Below are 17,612 nucleotides of genomic sequence, written 5' to 3' on the forward strand. Positions count from 1 at the left end.
ATTGACCCAAGACAAGAACATGACAACATAAATGAAAAGAGCCGCGATATACGCGACTCTTAATGTTATATTTTTCTTGTCAGCCGACACTCGGAGTGATGTCATTAAAAAATGGATTAATATTGTAGATTCGTAGATTGGAATGTTTAGATTACACAGTGACAATTGCTTCTAATTCCTAATTCGAAACACCATCTTAATATCCCATCGTTCAGACGCTTTCAAAAAAATGAATGAACTGCGTCTTCTTCAGTGCGGCCTTTTCCTGCTACTGCGGACTTAATTTTCATGGGAGCGTAATAACCTGTTGCACACAATCGATAACAATTTCGGAGCTGACTCGCCGGCAAAAATCATCAGATTACGAATATTGTAAATAAAGCAGCTCCGGACATATATGCCGGGACTGCTTTGAACGATGCTTTACTAGCTCATGTTGGGTTTTCCTGTGAAAATGGTGTTGTGATGACTTCCATTTTACACGATTCCATTCATTGGCTTCTTTGTGTTTAGCTGCGGAAAGTTGTTTTTTAACTTCTTTTTCGTTCATCTTCTTTGAATGGATTCCTCCTGCATTTGAGAAAGTATGGAAATTTGCCCGTTATCGCCGAAGTTTAGTCCAAGAACGTTCTCGCGAACATAATCGTGTGCAAAAAGTCCTCGAAGGAGCCAACATTAAACTGGCTTCCGTCGTTTCCGACATTATGGGGCAATCCCTTTCCTCGCAATTATCACATAACGAACCGTTTAGTGTACCTCTGCCATACAACGTGCCGCAGTTCGAACAAAGATCATAATTTTCTTTATGACTCTCACAAACCGCGTTACCTGAATTTGTATATTGAAAAAGAACCGTTAACCTTACAAAGCCCATCTCCATAAATGTACTCATGACCACTAAAAGAAGTTGTATATGCTGTTATTTCGACAACAGCTACAAATCTACCGTGGAACGACGCTTCCTTTTCATAAAAGTCCACAGACACTACATCAAGTGCAGGGGTCCCATCAACACCCAGCATTTCAACATCCGGAGCTGCCATCATCTCTATATTCGCAATTCGATTGTCAATTTCCTTATGTACCGCAAGATGTCCAAATAGCTCTGTATCAGTACATACAATCATATTCTTGCTCGTTTCTTCACTAAACTCTCGGAACAATTCAGGTCTCGTGATCCACTATCCTTTCCCCTGCTTTAATCCAAAAGTGATATGTATGAATCCAGTGTATCAAAGTAGAAAATATTTTCCAACAGCATACTTCCCTGTTATAATTTTCTGTTCGTTGGCAAGGTTATTCCCCTTGCTACAATGTAGCCGTATTTGTGTCATTATGCGACAATATAGCCACATTTGTGCATTTCATGATGGCACAAATGTAACTACATAAAATTAAAAAAGCCTGATTTCTCAAGCTTTTTTGAAATAATTTATGTAGACGGATTTGTGTCATTGGACGATAAACCCCTGCGAATATTGAAGCGCATGATTCTCGTATGAACAAAGAACTGACCGTTATTTCATTTCCATGCGGTCGAGCCGGCTGTTCCCCTCCCAGGCGTGGTTGTAATACAGCGTGTCGTCCGCGAAGTAAAGTGAAGTCGCACGAGCGGTCGTCAGGCCGGTTTCTTCCGTACCGTCAATGCGGAGCTTGTCGATATTGCCGGAGCCCATAATTCTGAAATTACCTGTGCCCATGTAAATCCAGCCCTGGCGGTAATGAATCGCCCTAATCAAATGTGCCGAGGTATACAGCGGAATATCGACCAGTCCGTCCGCACTCATTTTGTTCAATTGTATGCCATTATCGCTAACGTAATAAATCCATCCATCGATGACAACCGCGCGGGTCACCTTCTCCCGAAGCTTCCGGTTTTCAGAGCCATCCAAGTTCATCCGATACAGACTGTTCTGTCTTACATAATAGATCGTATCTCCATCCAGGAAAAATCCGGAAAAGGACGAACTTTGGTCTTTGGCCAGAATCACTTGATCCTCCATACCGTCAGTCTTCATCCTACGGATGCTGTCGGTCCAGTAATAGCCCCCGCCGTTCGTATCGTGCATGTAATAAATCCAGCCGTTGTTCACCCAAAGATTTTCGGCCGGGCCAACGGAAATCTGCATGCGCCCTGTTCCGTCGGTTTTGATCTTATAGATGCCGCCGGGTCCAAATGAAGAACGAATCGTGTAATACAGCCAATCCCCTTCCAGGTTTAGGTTTGCGGCATTGTCGTCCGACAGCTTGATTTCCTCGCTGCCATCCATTTTCCGCTTGACCAACTGACCCGTCCCGAAATACTTGATCTCCGGATTCATGTAGAGCCAATCGCCCTGAACGGCAAGTTGCCCGGTGTTCGCCACATTAAGCGCATCGCTCTGCTTCTCTTGCGTATTCGTTACGCCTCCGCAAGACTCGATTCCGAGACCCTGCTCCGCATCCCAGCTCGTCGCCCATCCGAACACGTCATGCGTAAACCGCCACGTCATCGGAAAATACGTAATATTGCGGTAGAGCAGCAGCGGATACGGTTCAGCCGCATGGTCAATCCCTTGTCCGTTGACTTGCATCGGAAATGTGGCAAGCTCGGCTTCTTGAGTATTAACGTTTGAATGAATTGTGGAATTCAAATCCTGTTGGAGTGGTACGCAGGCATTCGTTTTTGCAAGCGACATCCCCTGCATCGGGTTCCACTGTGCAGTAAGCCCCAGCGCGGTCATGTAGTTCCAGGTCATGGGGAAGTACGTAATGTCCTTATACACGAGGAACGGATATTCGCTGTGCCGCACATCCAGCACGGTACCGTTCACGGTTACGGGAAATTCGGGAAAACTTACCTCGATCAGGTCAGTTGCAGCATTGGAGGCGGCCGGCTGCAAGGCAAGAGGTAAACTCAGTAGTAACGCACTAAGCCAAATGCGGGCTTTGTTCAAATCGAACTCATCTCCCCATGAATTACTTCTTATATTATATAAATAAACGATCGAAATTCCCATAATGTTACAGGAGATGAATGTCGCTGGTGAGGCTCCGTTTCGACTGTTACTTTTAATGGAGATCTGTACGCTTGGCCCATAACCACTTTCTAACCAACCTACCGTTTAGTGATTCAGAATGAATGTAAGGCGTATCCCGGTCCGAAAGCAGGAAAAAATCCTCCCCCCAGTGTCCAGCACAGCCGACTCGGCTCCACTGGCTAAGGAAAGATTCAAAATTACGTCCCAATCGCCAGCCGTGCATTTCCATATTTATGGATAAATAAATCACTTCACCTGTAGACCTCTTGATTCCAAAATAGCTGCCATTCCCATGTCTGCAGAAGATCAAAGAATCCTGCCATTGATTGCGTACTTCACTGTCGTTGAAGGTATTCCCCTCGCGTTCTTCTTCAAGTTCCTCCAGCAGGCTCAAGTCCCATATTCCATCCATGTAACCGCCACTTGAAACAGACATGTTTGTGAAACTCATAATTTGTTCATGGTAACCTGTATATACTCCTTCATTTTTAATAGCGATATTTTCGTTATTGAGTGACCAGAAGAAGTTTAGCTTCCCCGAGTAGTTTAACAACGTATTGCGGAAGGATGCAGGCAGCTTTTGTTTGAGCTTGGACTCCACCTGCCGGATCTCCTCCAACGAAGCAGGGGCACTGCGGTTGTAGCATGCCATGCCGCCACGTTCCAGTATAATGTCATGTACCTTTCGTAACCGCGTATCCATTTCGACAAAATCCAACTTCTCGAATTGCTGCGGTATGCGATTCTCCGGCTGAACTACCATCGGTGGCACATAGTCTTCTCCCATGAAACGAATCCAGTGAGCCAGATCATCTTCCTCGAATGAAAGCTCCTTTAAAAATCTTCGATGTTCCTCGTAAAATTGCATACCTTTATCCGTAACAATATACCAGTCTTCCTTAACGCCAAACGGATCTGTTTTTTTCTCAAGAAACCCCATCTTGGCAAAATCATGTAGAGCCTTTAAGAATTCTTCTTGTGACATTTTGTAGATAAGTCGTGACAGTTCCTGGCTGCACAAAGTCCGATGAATTAGATGAAATAATAATCGCACTTACCGATCCTCCTTGATGTCATTTTTGCACAAAAAGGTTAAGTCCAATATCTCTCTTTAGGAGATGACGTAAGTTTCCATAAACGTTCGAATTATCCTGCCCGTTCAATGAAAAAAGAGCAGTCACCGCGTCATCTGCTCCCGTCTAATTCCATTATCGTACCTGGTAGTTCCATAAATCAAGCTGCAATGTTCCCTAATCGAGATACTTTTCCTTTTTGAAAGTAGGAATAAACCAACCATCCAATGAACGAGCCACTTACATAAAATAAGATATCATTTACATTTAATGCTCCTGTATTGGTTATAAACTGCACCAATTCAATAAACATACTAATGATTAATGTATAAATAACGAATTGGGTCAAAGTTGGAACCTTTAATAATACCGGAAGAAAAAATCCCAATGGAATAAATAGCAAGCTTACCCCTATCGCTGTTGTAAAAAAAGTGATATCAAAAGCATTTCTAGTTGACACCCAGAAAATAGATTGGTAGATTTCACGGTCGATGTTTTTAAAGGGGATCAAGTTTGATGGATAATCTCCCCATTGAAATCTTAATGTAACCGTGCCGTAGTCTTTATCTATCATTCTATCAAATTTACCGATGATCAAGACCATTACCAAAAACCATATGTAAACACACAAAGATAACCATAGTGATACTCGAAAGATTTTTTTAAAGGGATTTAATTCCATCTCCATTTTGTGTTGAAGCAGTTTACTGTCTCCAAAGTCAAATACTGCACACTTTTCTGCAAGATCGTCTGCAAGCCCCTTCTCTATGTATTCCCTCTTTAATAACATCAAATGATCTTGAAACTCTTCAATTAGCTCTTGTTTTATACTCAAATCGCAATCAAGCTTTGAATAAAGTTGTTGAAGGTAATGATGTATATGGCTCATATCGCTCCCTCCGTGACATTTACGATCATGAGATTAAGTTCCTTCCAGTGTCTAATCTTCCGAGTGAATTCAGTCTTGCCGCTTTCAGTTATTCGATAGTATTTTCTTCGGCCGCCATCGCTGGTTTCTCCCCAGTAGGATTCTACAAATCCCTTATTCTCCAAGCGTTTTAAGGCGGGATATAAGGTTCCTTCACTCATATCGTAGAGGTTATTGCTTCTATGTTTTAAGTTTTTAACAATTTCATATCCATAAGAATTGTGTCTGTTTAGTTCAGACAACAATAAAATATCAATACTACCCTTCATCATCTCCTTGTCCACTTCACACACCTCCAATTAAGTTATTCAAATTGTATTACAATGTACATCGCATTACAAGATTAGTTTCACTCCGCTAACCTTTCTGTCAGCATAACGAGGATGCTGATCTACATCGATAGCCATATCTTGTTGTATTATTGAACTCTCGCACCTATAAGAATCGATGCTTTTTCCTCAATGGTACTTCCGAGGAGCATCATCTAGCTTAACGGGCTATCGGCGATAAATTCAAAAAGGAGCTGTCGCGGCGCGACAAGCTCCTGGAAATCCATTTTATTAAATTTTTAATATAAATCTAAGACCATGCTTGCCTTACTCGTCAGCTGAGGGACCGTAGGGGCCCGGTACCGGAATGTCGAGAAGCCGCAAATAAACTCCGAGCTGCGCCCGATGGTGAACCATATGACTTAATCCGAAGGTGCGAAGCGCAATCGCCCGTGGTTGGCACAGGATGATATGATCACCGTTCCGCAAGGTCCACTCCTCGCCAAGTGTCTTCTCGTCGCACTCGGCTAACAGTCTTTCAATCTTGACGACGTTCGCGTCGAATTCCTTCAGCACGTCTTCGCGTCTTTCCAAAGCTTCCCGCCGAAACGGCACCGTCGATAGATCGAATTCCGGATAAAGAAAAATCGCGACTTGCCAGTTCAGCAGGTTGATCAGATGCGTGGTTAGTCCGCCGAGTGTCATCGATTTCGCGTGAGGCTTCCAAGACATTTGCTCATCGGGCAAACGCTCCAGGATGCGGCGCGTAGCAGCCAACTCCTGCAAAGCGTCTCCGACGATCAATTGTTTCACCATAGTTCCCCTCTCCCTCCATATAAAGCTAGCATACAATAAATCCGTTCGAGTGGAAAGGCCGCCGACTCGGAATAAGCCGACCGTACGAAATAAATACTAGATTTACTTACGGTGTCCCTCGCTCGCTGCGGCTGGGCTGGAAAAGCAAAGAAGCCTGCCGATCCACTTTCAATCGTGTAGGCTTCTTTGTCCTCTTTCATTGCCCTGTACTTTCCCGGTGTCACCGCGATGTCCTGAATTGGCCCTCCCCCTTGCGTTACCACTTCGGATACAAGGCTATAATTGCCTGTGTGCGCGATTGCATCCGTCCGTTTCACGCTTTGCGCGGTGGCGTCGGGTACCCATTTTGTCCAAGGGGAAAAGGTGTTTTCGTTACTGCCGCTTTCAAAGTTGCCGTGATAGTTCCGAAAGAAAAAGGCTTGCAGCGTACGATCTTCGTTCGGGTAAACACCGATACTGGAAAAAGGAATAACTCGAATCGCACTCCAGCGATCGCTCCCCATACTTGCATTAGCTGCCCAGCCAGCGTCTGTATGCGGAATCGGCGTCCCCTCCGGCATTTTTCTGTAAACGAACTTCACGCCCTTCGGATTGGTGTAATAACCGGAGTACGCGCCTTCCGGGTTAAGGGTCACATACGTTTCGATCGAGTCGTCCGCGCCGCTTCTCCACCAATCGTTAGGAGCATCATCGCTCGCGACCATATTCGCCAATGCAAGGTCGAAGTTTTCGTATCCGACATACAAGTTTTCGTTATCCCACAACAGCCGTACTTTGGTTTGTACGGGCGCCTCCTGCCATGAGTTCTTCACTAGAAAGTCGGAGAAAGGTTCTGCTTCTGTCCATGGTCCTGTATGGAAATCGAGGGATTGCAAAATTTGCACTTTTGGCGCATTCGTTTTGACTGCGACTGCAGAACTCCCGAATCCGGGAATTTGATCAAGGAATTGGCGCAGCTGCGTGGAGACGACTTGTTCCTGCGGGATCGTCCCGACATAGCTTTGCAGCGCGGAAATAAGCGACATCTGCACGCCGTCCCAAACGCCTCCGTGCAGTGGGGGGTTGAGCGGCAAGTATAACGTCGGATTTCCCGCAAAATCGGTCACCAATTGCATCCGCTTCTGGCCCATCTCATAGCTTTGGACGAGATCCTCCAGCATCAATAGCGCATCTTGCTCATTGGAGGGAGACTCCACAACTCCGCTTCGCGGATAACTGAGCGCAGACGCTTCGTAAAATTCAAACGCGCGTAGCAGCAACCCGGCACGAGCTTGCTGTTTCTCCGTCCCCGCATGCGCGACAGCCAGTTCCAGCAGGCGCCGGCTCTCGGCAATATCCGCTTTCGTTACTTCTTTCAAATAACTGTGCTCGAACAACTTCAGGAAGTTGGAGCGGCTCGGACTGTTTTTCCACTCCAAATACCAGCTCGAGTTAAAGATGCGGGTCGTCCAAAACTGCTCCCACAACTCGTCGTATTGCTGTACGTAAGGTGCCGCTTCTTCGCCGACGGCGCGAACGTACCACTCCTGCAGCAATACCCAGCCTATCGAGCCTTGTGTTTGGCTGATACCCCGTCCAAGGGCTGTCTGTGCTTCAACAATTCGAACGCCAGTAGTTTTATTACGCTGACCAAATCTTATATCACTTCACTAAACTCATATAGTATATTTAATATTATATATTTTGTATTCATTGCATTCAATTGTTACTTCTTTTTCAAACCCCAGGAAGCCATCATACAGATCGGTTATGCTTGCCCAGCTTCGGCCGCAATGTCGTTACCTCAAACTTGCCTTTAGACGTTTCAGCTTCTCCAGGTAATCGATGGCCCGCGGGACAAACCGCTCGGCGATCAGTCTCCCCTTCTCTGGCGTAGCGGAATCGGGATAACCCCAATACCCGTCCGCGCATAATTCGGTCATGTCCAAATAATCCAGCATACTTTGATCCGCTTCGGGCAACACGCCGCCGGGAACCGGCTGTCGGACAAGATCGGGCCGCAGATGCATGATCAACGAAGTTTCTTTCTCACCTGCGTGTATATCACTCGAACCGGGATGTTTGAATGGGCTGTCGTCTCCAATTGCGTTTATGATCGCTCCGCTCAGCAGCACGACCTCCATCTCTGCCTGCCGATCCGCGTAGTCCCGGTTCAGTTGTCGGATCGCAGGTTTTAAAATATAGTTGCCGCCATGCCCGTTAACGAGCAGCAGCTGCTTGAAGCCCGAGCCGTAGAGCGAGTCGGCAATATCGCGGATCACCAGCGCCAAAGTATCTGCACGCAGGTAAACGGTTCCGATTGCCTTGCGATGCTCGATCGAGGAACTGATCGCCAAGGTCGGAAGCAAAAAGGCATCCAGATGCTGCGCCAGCCGTTCCGCATATTCGGCGGCGATCATGCTGTCCGTGCCTATCGGCAAATGACTGCCGTGCTGCTCGAGGGCGCCGACTGGCAAAACCGCGATCTGCGGCTGCGCCTGCTCGAAGTCCCGCCGGGTGTTGTTCATGGATAACATGGAGCTCCCCTCCCAGGTTCAGGTCACCGTCAAATAAAATACGGCTCGCCGTATACCGACACCTCCAGCACGCCGACGATCTCCTCCTCGGAGTTGCGTACCGGGTAATAGACGGTTTCTTCGCCTCCCGAACGGATGCGCGAGGTCGGCATACCGGCAAATGCGCGGCAAAGCTCCGGCCCCATCTCGATAATATGATGTCCTTCGACCGGCAGCGATCTGCCCCCGATCAGTGTCTCCGCTCGGCTCGGATGGTCGGGCCTCCGCACCCATAGACAGCAAGTGACGTCCCGGCGGCTGCGATCGATCCGTTCCGTCAGCAGCAGCGTACGCTTCAGCGCATTGAAGCTGTCCTCGTCAAAGTCAATATCGTCACCGCTGACATAGCTGCGGCGCTCCGGCGTCATTACCTGCTCCAGCCAGTCCCCGCAGAGGAATAGCGAACCGACTCTGGCGATCTCCATCAGCTCGTAAGTATGAGACATTCCCTTTCCTCCCCTTCAATGATCCGCCATAATCGATGCTTGAGCTGCTCGAACAGCAGGGGTGACCGGCCGATATGGAGAGCCGACGGGGACGCTTCACTCAGCAGTTCGTTCGTCCACTCGTAGGGGGGCCGATCGATAAATGCCGGAGGCTCCGGCCAATCGAATGTGCTGTCGCCGTCCAGGATGGAGCCTACGAGCCGGGTCATCTCGCTTCTGCTGGGCTCGCCGTGATCCCGGATCCACTTCTCCATACATTCCGAAACCTGCATTGCATTCCGCAGCACCTTGAGCCGGATCGTCGGGATCGGACCCGGGATCTCGAACAACCGATCGCCCGGATAAAACACGGCCGTTTTGCCGTTGCCGGCGGGCGTCCGATGCCAGTCGCTCCCCCAATCGACGTTGTTCCACAGCACAAACCCGTTCAGCCCTTGAGCAACGCTGGCCAGCGGCGCGATTGCCGAGCCGAGCAGATTGTGATCGATCGGCTGAGCGCCCAGATAATACCAGAACAAGCAGCCGCGGCTTTGCAGATACGACTGTCCTTCCGGATACCACTTCATGATATTCCGGTTAACGACCCAATGCTTGATCACATCCGCGTATTTCCCGTAATGCAGACCGTAATTCCAACTGGAGTCCGTGCGGAAAATAAAACGTGCCCCGTCTTTGCGCTCCAGCACATCCGAAGCAAACCCGTAGAAGATGTCGTTGATTTTCTCATCCCAGATAAACCGGGTTTCGTCGCCGTCGTAGGGGAACAACTTGTATCGCTTCTTATGATTGAAGAACAGCTCGAACCGGGTCGACAACCAGCCGCGTTCAGTGAAATGCTCATAAAACTCGCGAAATACATTGGAGAACTCCGTAGCGTATCCCTTCAGCCCGAACTTCGTATAATCAGCCGGCCAGTAGAAATTTTGCGGCAAATACATGTGGGGAATCGGAATCTCCCCCCGCTTCGTCCCCTTGAATGCCGATCCGTCCAGATAACCGGAGAAATGCTCGTCGAACAAGGACCAATCCTTAACGCGAAGCGACTTGCCTGCGCCTTCCAGCACCGGAGCGAAACTTTCGGGAATGCGCCCGTCATGCGAGTAAGGCAGATTATGGAACACAGTCCGGTGCTCATGCGACATCCGATAAAATTGCTTTTCCACCGCAAAATACGATCCGTCGCGATACCGCTCGGCACGGCGCTCGAGATGGGCGAATTTCCCGGAGATTGAATCGGCGTAGTTGTTCAGACTTGCGGTAATCGTCGATTCATCGGGTACGATCGCCTTCAGAACCGTCAATTGCCACTCATGCTTCTCCTCGCTGGCTCCTCGCCGGACCGTAATCGTCCCCGAATATTCGCCAGGAGCCGTATCGGCAGGTACGAACAGATCCATCCAGATTCCCGCATATTGCTGGCGCGGAACCGCATTCAAGCGGGATACGGACGCAAGGGGGCTGCCGGCCGTTTTCCCTTGTCCCCATGGTACAAGCCCGTCGGGATAGTAACGCTTTCCAATGAGATGGTACCACTGTACATAAGGTGTGTATTCCTCTGCCGAAATGCCCGCATCTCCCTCTCCTCGCAGTGATTCCGGCAAAATATCTATTTCCTCCGGTCCGTCCGCCGTCATGTCCAGAATAATCTGAAAGGACACATATGCGTTCCGAGGCGAAACGGACCGAAATGGACGGTCGACAAAGATTGGCCGATTGCGCAGCTCCTCTTCCGTTTCCAGCGTTTGGCCGCTTTGCGGACAGACGCGCAGCATATCCGTGATCAACCAGCTTCGTTTCATTGCGGCTCCCCCATCCTGTTCGGACTAATTAAACCTGCCACTATCGTAACACCGGCTGCATACGAGCTCTATACGCGAAACCCGGCGTTTACCCGGTCATTTTTATCGTATTTGCCGTGAACCGGATCTGCTTAACGTTATAGCGACAAAGCTGCAGAACTGCAGTTCGGCAAGGAGGAGTTAACAGGATGAGAGAACCTGCCTCAATCCTTCCAAGGACTCCCGGGAGCCGTCCATGATGGAGCCGCTATCCGGTTTGTAGTGGGTTTCGATGACGTAGATTCCCTTGTAGCCGTCTCGTTCCAGTGCCGCGAATTGTTCCTTCCATGGAACGACGCCCCGGCCGATCGGCGCTCCCCTGAACCTGCCATCTCCGCTTCGCCTCGTATCCTTTAGATGCACATGCGCCAGACGCTTTTTGACCGCCTCGTACCCGTCCGGGAACGGACGCAGCCCGAGATATGCTTCGTTGCCGGGATCCCAAACGATCCGCAGCCATGGTGAGTTTACCCGATCCGCCATTTCTCCGGTTTCTCTTGCCGTACCGCAATTGCAGGATCCTTCATTTTCCAGAAGCAGGGTCGTCCGCGACCTTCCGGCGAGCTCGGCGGCCCTGCTCAGGTAGGCCGCGATATCCTCGTTATATCGCTCCGGCTCCTTCTCTCGCCAGAATGAAAATACGCGGATCATACTCGTATCCAACGTCTGGGCCATTTCAATCAATCGCGGCAGCCGCTCCAGATGCCGTTCCGGAGACTCCTCTTCATGTCCGAATACATCGCCGTGAGACGTCTGACGGGACGGGTCGAGCTTGCACTTGAACAACGGCGAAGCAATCGCAGACACAAGCAGCCCGCGTGACCGAATATCCCGCGATACCGTCTGCAGCTCCTCGTTCGTCAAGCTGCTTATGTTCTTCCCGTCGATCATCCGTAATTCGACATTATGCAAGCCTTGCGCGGCGATCCAATCCAGCGCCTCTGAAAACCGCTCCGATACCTCATCGGTAATCACTCCGACTTGCTCCCATCGCATCGTCGTTTCCTCCATTCAATTTGCGTTTGCTTTATCAATCGCCAGCTTCGCCAGCGCCAACGTCGGATCGAACCATTCGTAACGATTGTCCGCCATGAGAAAAGGAATTAACAACGGCAGTTCCGTGCAGCCGGCTATAAAGAGGCGAATGCCTGACGCTGCGTGCCGCTGCACGATTAGGTGGAGTGCGGGCAGCTCTTCATTGTTGTCCAGCTTCCCCGCCTTGACACCTTCGATGGCGTTCCCCACTACGCCTTGCTCCTCCTCTGACGGGAGGCGGATCGGATACTCCGCCAATGCGAATGCACGCTGATACAAGCCGGAGGCAATAGTAGCCTGCGTAGCGAACAGCATCGTCGCGCCCGCGCAATCCGCAAAATCCCGAGTTACCGCTTCAACGGTGCTCCCGATTATGCTGTACAGCGGAATATCGATCGCCTTGGCGATTAGCTCGTGCCAAACGTGAGCGGTATTGCAGGGCATGACGAGAAAATCCGCGCCGGCCCGCTGCAAGACGAGCGCCGAATGTACAAGCGCCGGAAGCGGGCTCGGAGCGCCCGAGCAGATAGCCTGAACCCGGGACGGGATTTTCGGGTTATTGTTGATCAGAATGTGCAGATGATCCTGGTCCGACGCGGCGCAAGTACCGGCTACTAACTTTTGGAAAAAGTCGACGGTCGCCAGCGGTCCCATGCCGCCCAACACACCGATGGTCTTGGTGCCGGCTTCAGCGTTCACAATGGACACTCCTCCCGGAACGGCGTCGTTCTTCACCTTGCGCGTCGCACATGCTCGAGGATTCCAGCAGTTGTATACCAGGGGTCCGCAGTATCGATAGGCAGCTGCACGCGTTCGCCCGTGGAAGCGGATTTGTAGATTGCCGTGATAACCTCGACGACGCGTCGGCCCTGCGCGCCGTTCATCGCCGGTTCCCGCTTCTCAGCGATGGCGCGGAGAAAGTCGTTCATAAGCCGGATATGCACATCACCAGGTTCCTGATTCCCGGCCTGCTCCGATCCGTTCCCGATCCGCTCCAGTTCTCGCGCCGCCGCTACATCGGGGGCGACACTGGCCCCATCCCGAACGAGGAGAGCATGATAGCCGAGCGGATAACTTACAGCCTTCGTATAACCCGATATATCCATTCGAATTTCGGAGCGGACGGCGTTGACCGAACAGCCGAACAGCGCGGGTAAACCGCCCCGGAACCGCAGCATCGCCATCGCGACGTCCTCGACCTCGATGCCCTGCTGAACCGTCTCCATATCTGCCTGTACACTCTCGACCTCCCCCAGCAGCCAGACGAATACGTCGAGTGCATGCAGCGCCTGATTGATCGCCACCCCGCCGGATTGACGCTCCCATGTTCCGCGCCATGGCGCCTCGTAATAATGTTCTCCCCTCCAGCAGGTCGCGTTCAGCTGGGCGAACCGAAGCGGCCCGAGCGCGCCGCTGTCCAGCACCCGTTTCATCCGCTCATAGTCCCGGTTGAATCGGGTCTGCATAGCGACTCCGAGCAGCCTCCCGTTTTCCCGAGCGGCAGCGATCATTGCGTCACAATCGTCAAGCGACGGAGCGAGCGGCTTCTCGCATAACACATGCTTGCCCGCACGCAGCGCCTCGATAACCGGCCCGCGGTGCAAATCCGGCGGCGTGCAGACGGAAATCGCATGAATGTCATCCCGTGCCAGCAGATCTTCCCACGACGCGCATACCCCCGCACTTGCCCCCTCCCACCTTGCCAGCCGCTCCGCCTGTCTCGAATCGATGTCGTATACGGCCCGGACTTCACAAAGTCCCGCCAATTGCAGGTACGCCTTCATATGCATTCTCGACACGGCTCCGCAGCCGAGGATGCCGATCCCGATCGTCATCGTTTTTCCTCCTGAGATGAAATGTCCTTAATCGAGGTAATGGTGTCGGCCAGCACAACAAACGCCAGCGGCAGGCCCCGCCGGCGTTGGTAGTTCGCCCGCTTGTTACTTCGCCGCTTCTTTTTGCTTTTTATAGATCGCGTCAATATCGGCGTGATATTTATCCAGGCCTTTGTCTTTTAATGCTTTTTCCAGCGAGGCCCAGTTCGCCTCCATCTTCGACTCGGCTTCCAGAATCATTTTCGGTACCGCTTTGTTCCACTCGGCGATTGCCTCCGAGTTGAATCTTTTAATATCGTCCGTATAGGCCGAAGTCGTAAAAGGCAAATTTTTGACGGCAGGCCTCACCAGCAGATCCGTGAATGTCTTCGCGCCGTAGGCCTTCAGCGCTTCGCGCATAGGCTCGTTCATCGTTTTCTGGTTCCAACTGACCGAGGATGAATAACGGGCGAAATCACCGTCGGACAAATACGCGCCGGCCTGCATCATCTGCAGCAGCGGACGCGGATAGGAGAATCCGAGACGATCCCAGGCATCCCCTCCTTTCCCCAGCTCCGTTACAACATAGTCGCTGACGACGCGTTTGCCTCCCTCCACGGTATAATATTTTCCTTCGATGCCCCAGCCGACGAGAATTTGGTTTTCGCTCTTGTACATCTCGTCGAAGAATTGTAGGATCCTAACGGCATCCTTAGCGTTTTTCGTAATGCCTACCCACTGGTCGCTGCCGCGCAACGAGCTTGTGGATGTCGCGTTGGACACTTTGGTTCGGCCGGGCGCGACGATATCGAACGAGATATACGATTTCTCCGCCATGTTCAACTTGACGAGATCGTTGGTGCAGCCGGAAGCGAACGACGGCCCGAACACGGCGAGCACGCGTCCCTGCGCGCACTTTGCATTGAATTGATCGGTGGTCTGCACGAGCGCTTCCCGATCGAATAGGCCGGCTACGTTCATCTTGTTGAAAAACTTGAACAGGTCCGTATACCCCGGCGCGAAGAAACGAAGCACCGGTTTGTCGTCATCGCCGATAAATACGTGCGGCAGCGCAGGCATACCCGCATACATCCGGGCCGAAGTATCGAATACGTTATAGAGCTGCGACGTCGCGCCGAAGTTCGAGAAGCCGATCGTTTTGCCGCCGCCGATTTCGGGATATTTCTTGGCGTGCTCGCTAATCAGCTTGTATACGTCATCCAGCGTTTTGAGCTGCGGATAACCGGCCTCCTTAAGCACGGACGCTTGGATGTGCAGCCAGCCTTTGTCCGCCAGATTTTCTATTTTGCTAGTCGGCGGCGCGCGCAATGCCCATATTTTCCCGTCGGGCTGCTTGAGGGAAGACAAATCGTTGTTAAACGCTTTCATAATGGAAGGCGCATGTTTCGGTATAAGTTCTGTCAGATCGACAAGCGCTTTGGCGTCGGCATAGGCCTTGTACGTATCGTCCCACATAGACACGACATCCGGATAATCGCCGGCGGCCAGCCAGACATTCATCTTTTGCCTCTCGTCGCCGGTCAGAACGTCCCACTTGATCGTTCCGCCGGTCCGTTTTGTAATTTCCCTGGCGATGTCGTTGTCCCAGTTCATCGTCGCGACCGTTGTGTTCATGGAAAACGTGATAGGCGCTTTGGACGCACCGGGTGCTTGCGAATCAGGCGAAGGCGATGGAGCTGGTGAGTTGTTCGAATCGCCGGAGCTGCAGGCCGTCAGCGCCAGAATGGCCGTCAACGCGAAGGCGCCGACCGAGCCGATCCCATATCTCTTCTTACTCATTGTTTCATGACCTCCTCATCTTATTTTATTTCATTCCGCTTAGCGCCGGAAAGCGAGGCTTAGCGGTGCGAAATCAATCCTTCATGGCGCCTAGCGTCATGCCTTTCACGAAATACTTTTGTAAAAACGGGTAGACGAGCAAAATCGGAATGGTCACGATAATCGTCAGTGTCGCTTTTATCGTCGTAGGGGAGATCGTCCGCTGAATCTCTTCACCCGAATCTTGATTGACTTGCTGTTCCACGATTTGAATCATTTTCTGCAGCTCGTACTGCAGCACGTTGAGATCCGGATTTCGGCTGTTGTACAAATAATTATCGAACCAGCTATTCCATTCATTTACCGAAATGAACAGTGCGATGGTCGCGAAAACCGGCAGGCTGATCGGCATAATAATGCTTGTATAGATGCGAAAGTCGTTGGCTCCGTCGATATAGGCGGATTCCACCAGGCCTTCGGGGAGCTGCTCGAAATAAGTACGCATGATAAACACATGAAACGCTCCGACCAGCGAAGGAATGATATACACCCAGAAGGAATTGATCAGTCCGAGACTTTTGATCAGCAGATACGTCGGGATCAGGCCTCCGCTCACGTACATCGTCAGCACCAGCATGAAGCTGAACAGACGGCGCAGCATAAATTCCTTGCGGCTGAGCACATAGGCCAGCATCCCGGACAAGAAGACGGAGATCACCGTCTGCAATACCGTTCTCAGCACCGAATTGTAGGAAGCGCGAAGCAAGACCGGATTTTCAAACACATATGCGTAGTTTTCCAGCGTGAACACCCGCGGAAAAAAGGTTAAACCTCCCCGCATCGCATCCGTCGTTTCGTTTAACGACAGGACAAGCAGATAAATAAACGGGTAAACCGTCGTAACTGAGATGAGCGCAAGCCCTCCATACAAAACGGCGTCCGTTACGGTTTCACCGGCGCTTTTTCTAAATAACAAGACAATGCCCCTCCTTACCGGTATTAAAAAATGTTGCTCTTGTAGCGGCGGGCGATCGCATTCACGACGAGCAGCATCGATACGCTTACCGCGGAATTGAACACGCCTACGGCCGTTCCGAACGAGAAATTACCCTGGTTGATCCCGAGTCGAAGCGCCAGGATCGATAACACGTCGGAATATTCCTGCACGAGCGGGTTGCCCAGCAAAAACTGCGATTCGAAGCCGCCTGTTACCAGATTGCCGATAGCCAGAATCGTCAGCAGAACAATGGTCGGCACGATGGAAGGCAAAATAATGTACTTGATCCTCGCCCAACGGCCGGCGCCGTCAACCTTGGCAGCGTCGTACAGGCTGGGGTCGATTCCGGCGATCGCCGCCAAATAGATGATGGCACTCCAGCCGAATCCCTTCCAGGTGACGATCAGCGTATGAATGATCCAGAACCATTCCCCCTTGCTGAAAAAAAAGATCCCCTCTTGGATGAAGCCCATCCGGATGAGCATCGCGTTGATCAAGCCGTTGTCCGGAGACATCAGCATGACGGCGATGTTGGCGATAACGACCATCGATACGAAGTGCGGCAAATACGTCATAGTCTGTACCGTACGGACGAACACCTTGCTCTTCAATTCGCTTAAAACGACGGCAAGTCCAACAGCACAGATCGTGCCCAGCGTCAGAGACAGGACATTCATTGCGATATTGTTGCGCAGGGCATGGCGGAAGTCGCTGTTGCCGAACAACGTCCGGAAATGCTTGAACCCTACCCAGTCTGCTTCGAGCAGACTTTGACCCACGCGGTAATCCTTGAAGGCCATCAGCCAGCCCCATAGCGGCACGTATTGAAACAAGATCAGATGCAGCATAAGAGGAATGGACATCCATAGTAGGATATGCTGTCGTCTTATGCGTTTCCAGCTTCCGCCCCCGTATGGCGCCGCTTTCAAGACTGCCTGGGCTTTCAAGACGGTTTCTTTTTTCAAGTCTGATCTCCTCCACTCGTCTTTTTTCCAGTATATAGCGGCGACTGTATCCGATTGTATCTAGGAAAGTTGTTGTT

The 17,612-nt window shown here is 50.9% G+C and carries 16 protein-coding genes and 1 pseudogene; 1 reads left to right on the plus strand and 16 read right to left on the minus strand.

Translation table 11 applies throughout. The annotated features are described in order from the left end of the window. Window positions 1-590: 590 nt before the first annotated feature. Window positions 591-716, plus strand: a pseudogene (locus PV433_RS34005) (IS110 family transposase); the annotation flags it as partial. Between the two features lie 108 nt (window positions 717-824). On the opposite strand, the gene PV433_RS03810 reads toward PV433_RS34005, so the two are convergent. The 16 genes from PV433_RS03810 to PV433_RS03885 all read right to left on the minus strand — a co-directional run bounded on the left by PV433_RS03810 (window position 825) and on the right by PV433_RS03885 (window position 17,535). Next, window positions 825-1,127, minus strand: a complete 303-nt coding sequence (locus PV433_RS03810) for a hypothetical protein (RefSeq protein ID WP_332070867.1) — start codon at window positions 1,125-1,127, stop codon at window positions 825-827. A 390-nt stretch (window positions 1,128-1,517) separates the two neighbouring features. After that, window positions 1,518-2,936 (minus strand): DUF5050 domain-containing protein, encoded by a 1,419-nt coding sequence (locus PV433_RS03815; RefSeq protein ID WP_332070869.1) that lies wholly within the window; start codon window positions 2,934-2,936, stop codon window positions 1,518-1,520. Between the two features lie 115 nt (window positions 2,937-3,051). After that, window positions 3,052-4,074 carry an SMI1/KNR4 family protein gene (locus tag PV433_RS03820; protein ID WP_332070870.1) on the minus strand — a complete coding sequence of 341 codons (1,023 nt, stop codon included), beginning with the start codon at window positions 4,072-4,074 and terminating at the stop codon, window positions 3,052-3,054. Window positions 4,075-4,253: 179 nt separating this feature from the next. Next, window positions 4,254-4,982: a VanZ family protein gene (locus PV433_RS03825; RefSeq protein ID WP_332070871.1), complete on the minus strand. Its 729-nt coding sequence runs from the start codon at window positions 4,980-4,982 to the stop codon at window positions 4,254-4,256. After that, entirely contained in the window at window positions 4,979-5,305 is a 327-nt protein-coding gene (locus PV433_RS03830) for a PadR family transcriptional regulator (protein ID WP_332070873.1), read from the minus strand. The genes PV433_RS03825 and PV433_RS03830 overlap by 4 nt, the downstream gene beginning before the upstream one ends. A 312-nt stretch (window positions 5,306-5,617) precedes the next feature. Then, window positions 5,618-6,106 carry a DinB family protein gene (locus PV433_RS03835; RefSeq protein ID WP_332070874.1) on the minus strand — a complete coding sequence of 163 codons (489 nt, stop codon included), beginning with the start codon at window positions 6,104-6,106 and terminating at the stop codon, window positions 5,618-5,620. Further along, the gene (locus PV433_RS03840) at window positions 6,100-7,641 is read right to left on the minus strand and encodes a hypothetical protein (RefSeq protein WP_332070875.1); all 1,542 of its coding nucleotides are present in this window, start codon (window positions 7,639-7,641) and stop codon (window positions 6,100-6,102) included. The genes PV433_RS03835 and PV433_RS03840 overlap by 7 nt, the downstream gene beginning before the upstream one ends. 243 nt (window positions 7,642-7,884) lie before the next feature. After that, window positions 7,885-8,622: a creatininase family protein gene (locus PV433_RS03845; protein ID WP_332070876.1), complete on the minus strand. Its 738-nt coding sequence runs from the start codon at window positions 8,620-8,622 to the stop codon at window positions 7,885-7,887. Window positions 8,623-8,651: 29 nt separating this feature from the next. Then, the gene (locus PV433_RS03850) at window positions 8,652-9,107 is read right to left on the minus strand and encodes a hypothetical protein (RefSeq protein WP_332070877.1); all 456 of its coding nucleotides are present in this window, start codon (window positions 9,105-9,107) and stop codon (window positions 8,652-8,654) included. Continuing rightward, entirely contained in the window at window positions 9,086-10,906 is a 1,821-nt protein-coding gene (locus PV433_RS03855; RefSeq protein WP_332070878.1) for a hypothetical protein, read from the minus strand. The genes PV433_RS03850 and PV433_RS03855 overlap by 22 nt, the downstream gene beginning before the upstream one ends. Window positions 10,907-11,086: 180 nt before the next feature. Continuing rightward, window positions 11,087-11,941 (minus strand): sugar phosphate isomerase/epimerase family protein, encoded by an 855-nt coding sequence (locus PV433_RS03860; RefSeq protein ID WP_332070879.1) that lies wholly within the window; start codon window positions 11,939-11,941, stop codon window positions 11,087-11,089. Between the two features lie 15 nt (window positions 11,942-11,956). Beyond that, window positions 11,957-12,679, minus strand: coding sequence for an aspartate/glutamate racemase family protein (locus PV433_RS03865; protein ID WP_332070880.1), 723 nt, complete (start codon window positions 12,677-12,679; stop codon window positions 11,957-11,959). 32 nt (window positions 12,680-12,711) lie between these two features. Beyond that, entirely contained in the window at window positions 12,712-13,815 is a 1,104-nt protein-coding gene (locus PV433_RS03870) for a Gfo/Idh/MocA family protein (protein ID WP_332070882.1), read from the minus strand. A gap of 105 nt (window positions 13,816-13,920) precedes the next feature. After that, window positions 13,921-15,594 (minus strand): extracellular solute-binding protein, encoded by a 1,674-nt coding sequence (locus PV433_RS03875; RefSeq protein ID WP_332070883.1) that lies wholly within the window; start codon window positions 15,592-15,594, stop codon window positions 13,921-13,923. A 73-nt stretch (window positions 15,595-15,667) separates the two neighbouring features. Continuing rightward, complete coding sequence (locus PV433_RS03880; protein WP_332070884.1) at window positions 15,668-16,549, minus strand: carbohydrate ABC transporter permease; 882 nt, start codon at window positions 16,547-16,549, stop codon at window positions 15,668-15,670. 23 nt (window positions 16,550-16,572) lie between these two features. After that, window positions 16,573-17,535 carry an ABC transporter permease gene (locus PV433_RS03885; protein WP_332070886.1) on the minus strand — a complete coding sequence of 321 codons (963 nt, stop codon included), beginning with the start codon at window positions 17,533-17,535 and terminating at the stop codon, window positions 16,573-16,575. Between the last annotated feature and the right edge of the window lie 77 nt (window positions 17,536-17,612).

Origin of the sequence: Paenibacillus sp. GYB004 (assembly GCF_036577605.1) — a bacterium.
Taxonomy (GTDB): Bacteria; Bacillota; Bacilli; order Paenibacillales; family NBRC-103111; genus Paenibacillus_AB; species Paenibacillus_AB oceani.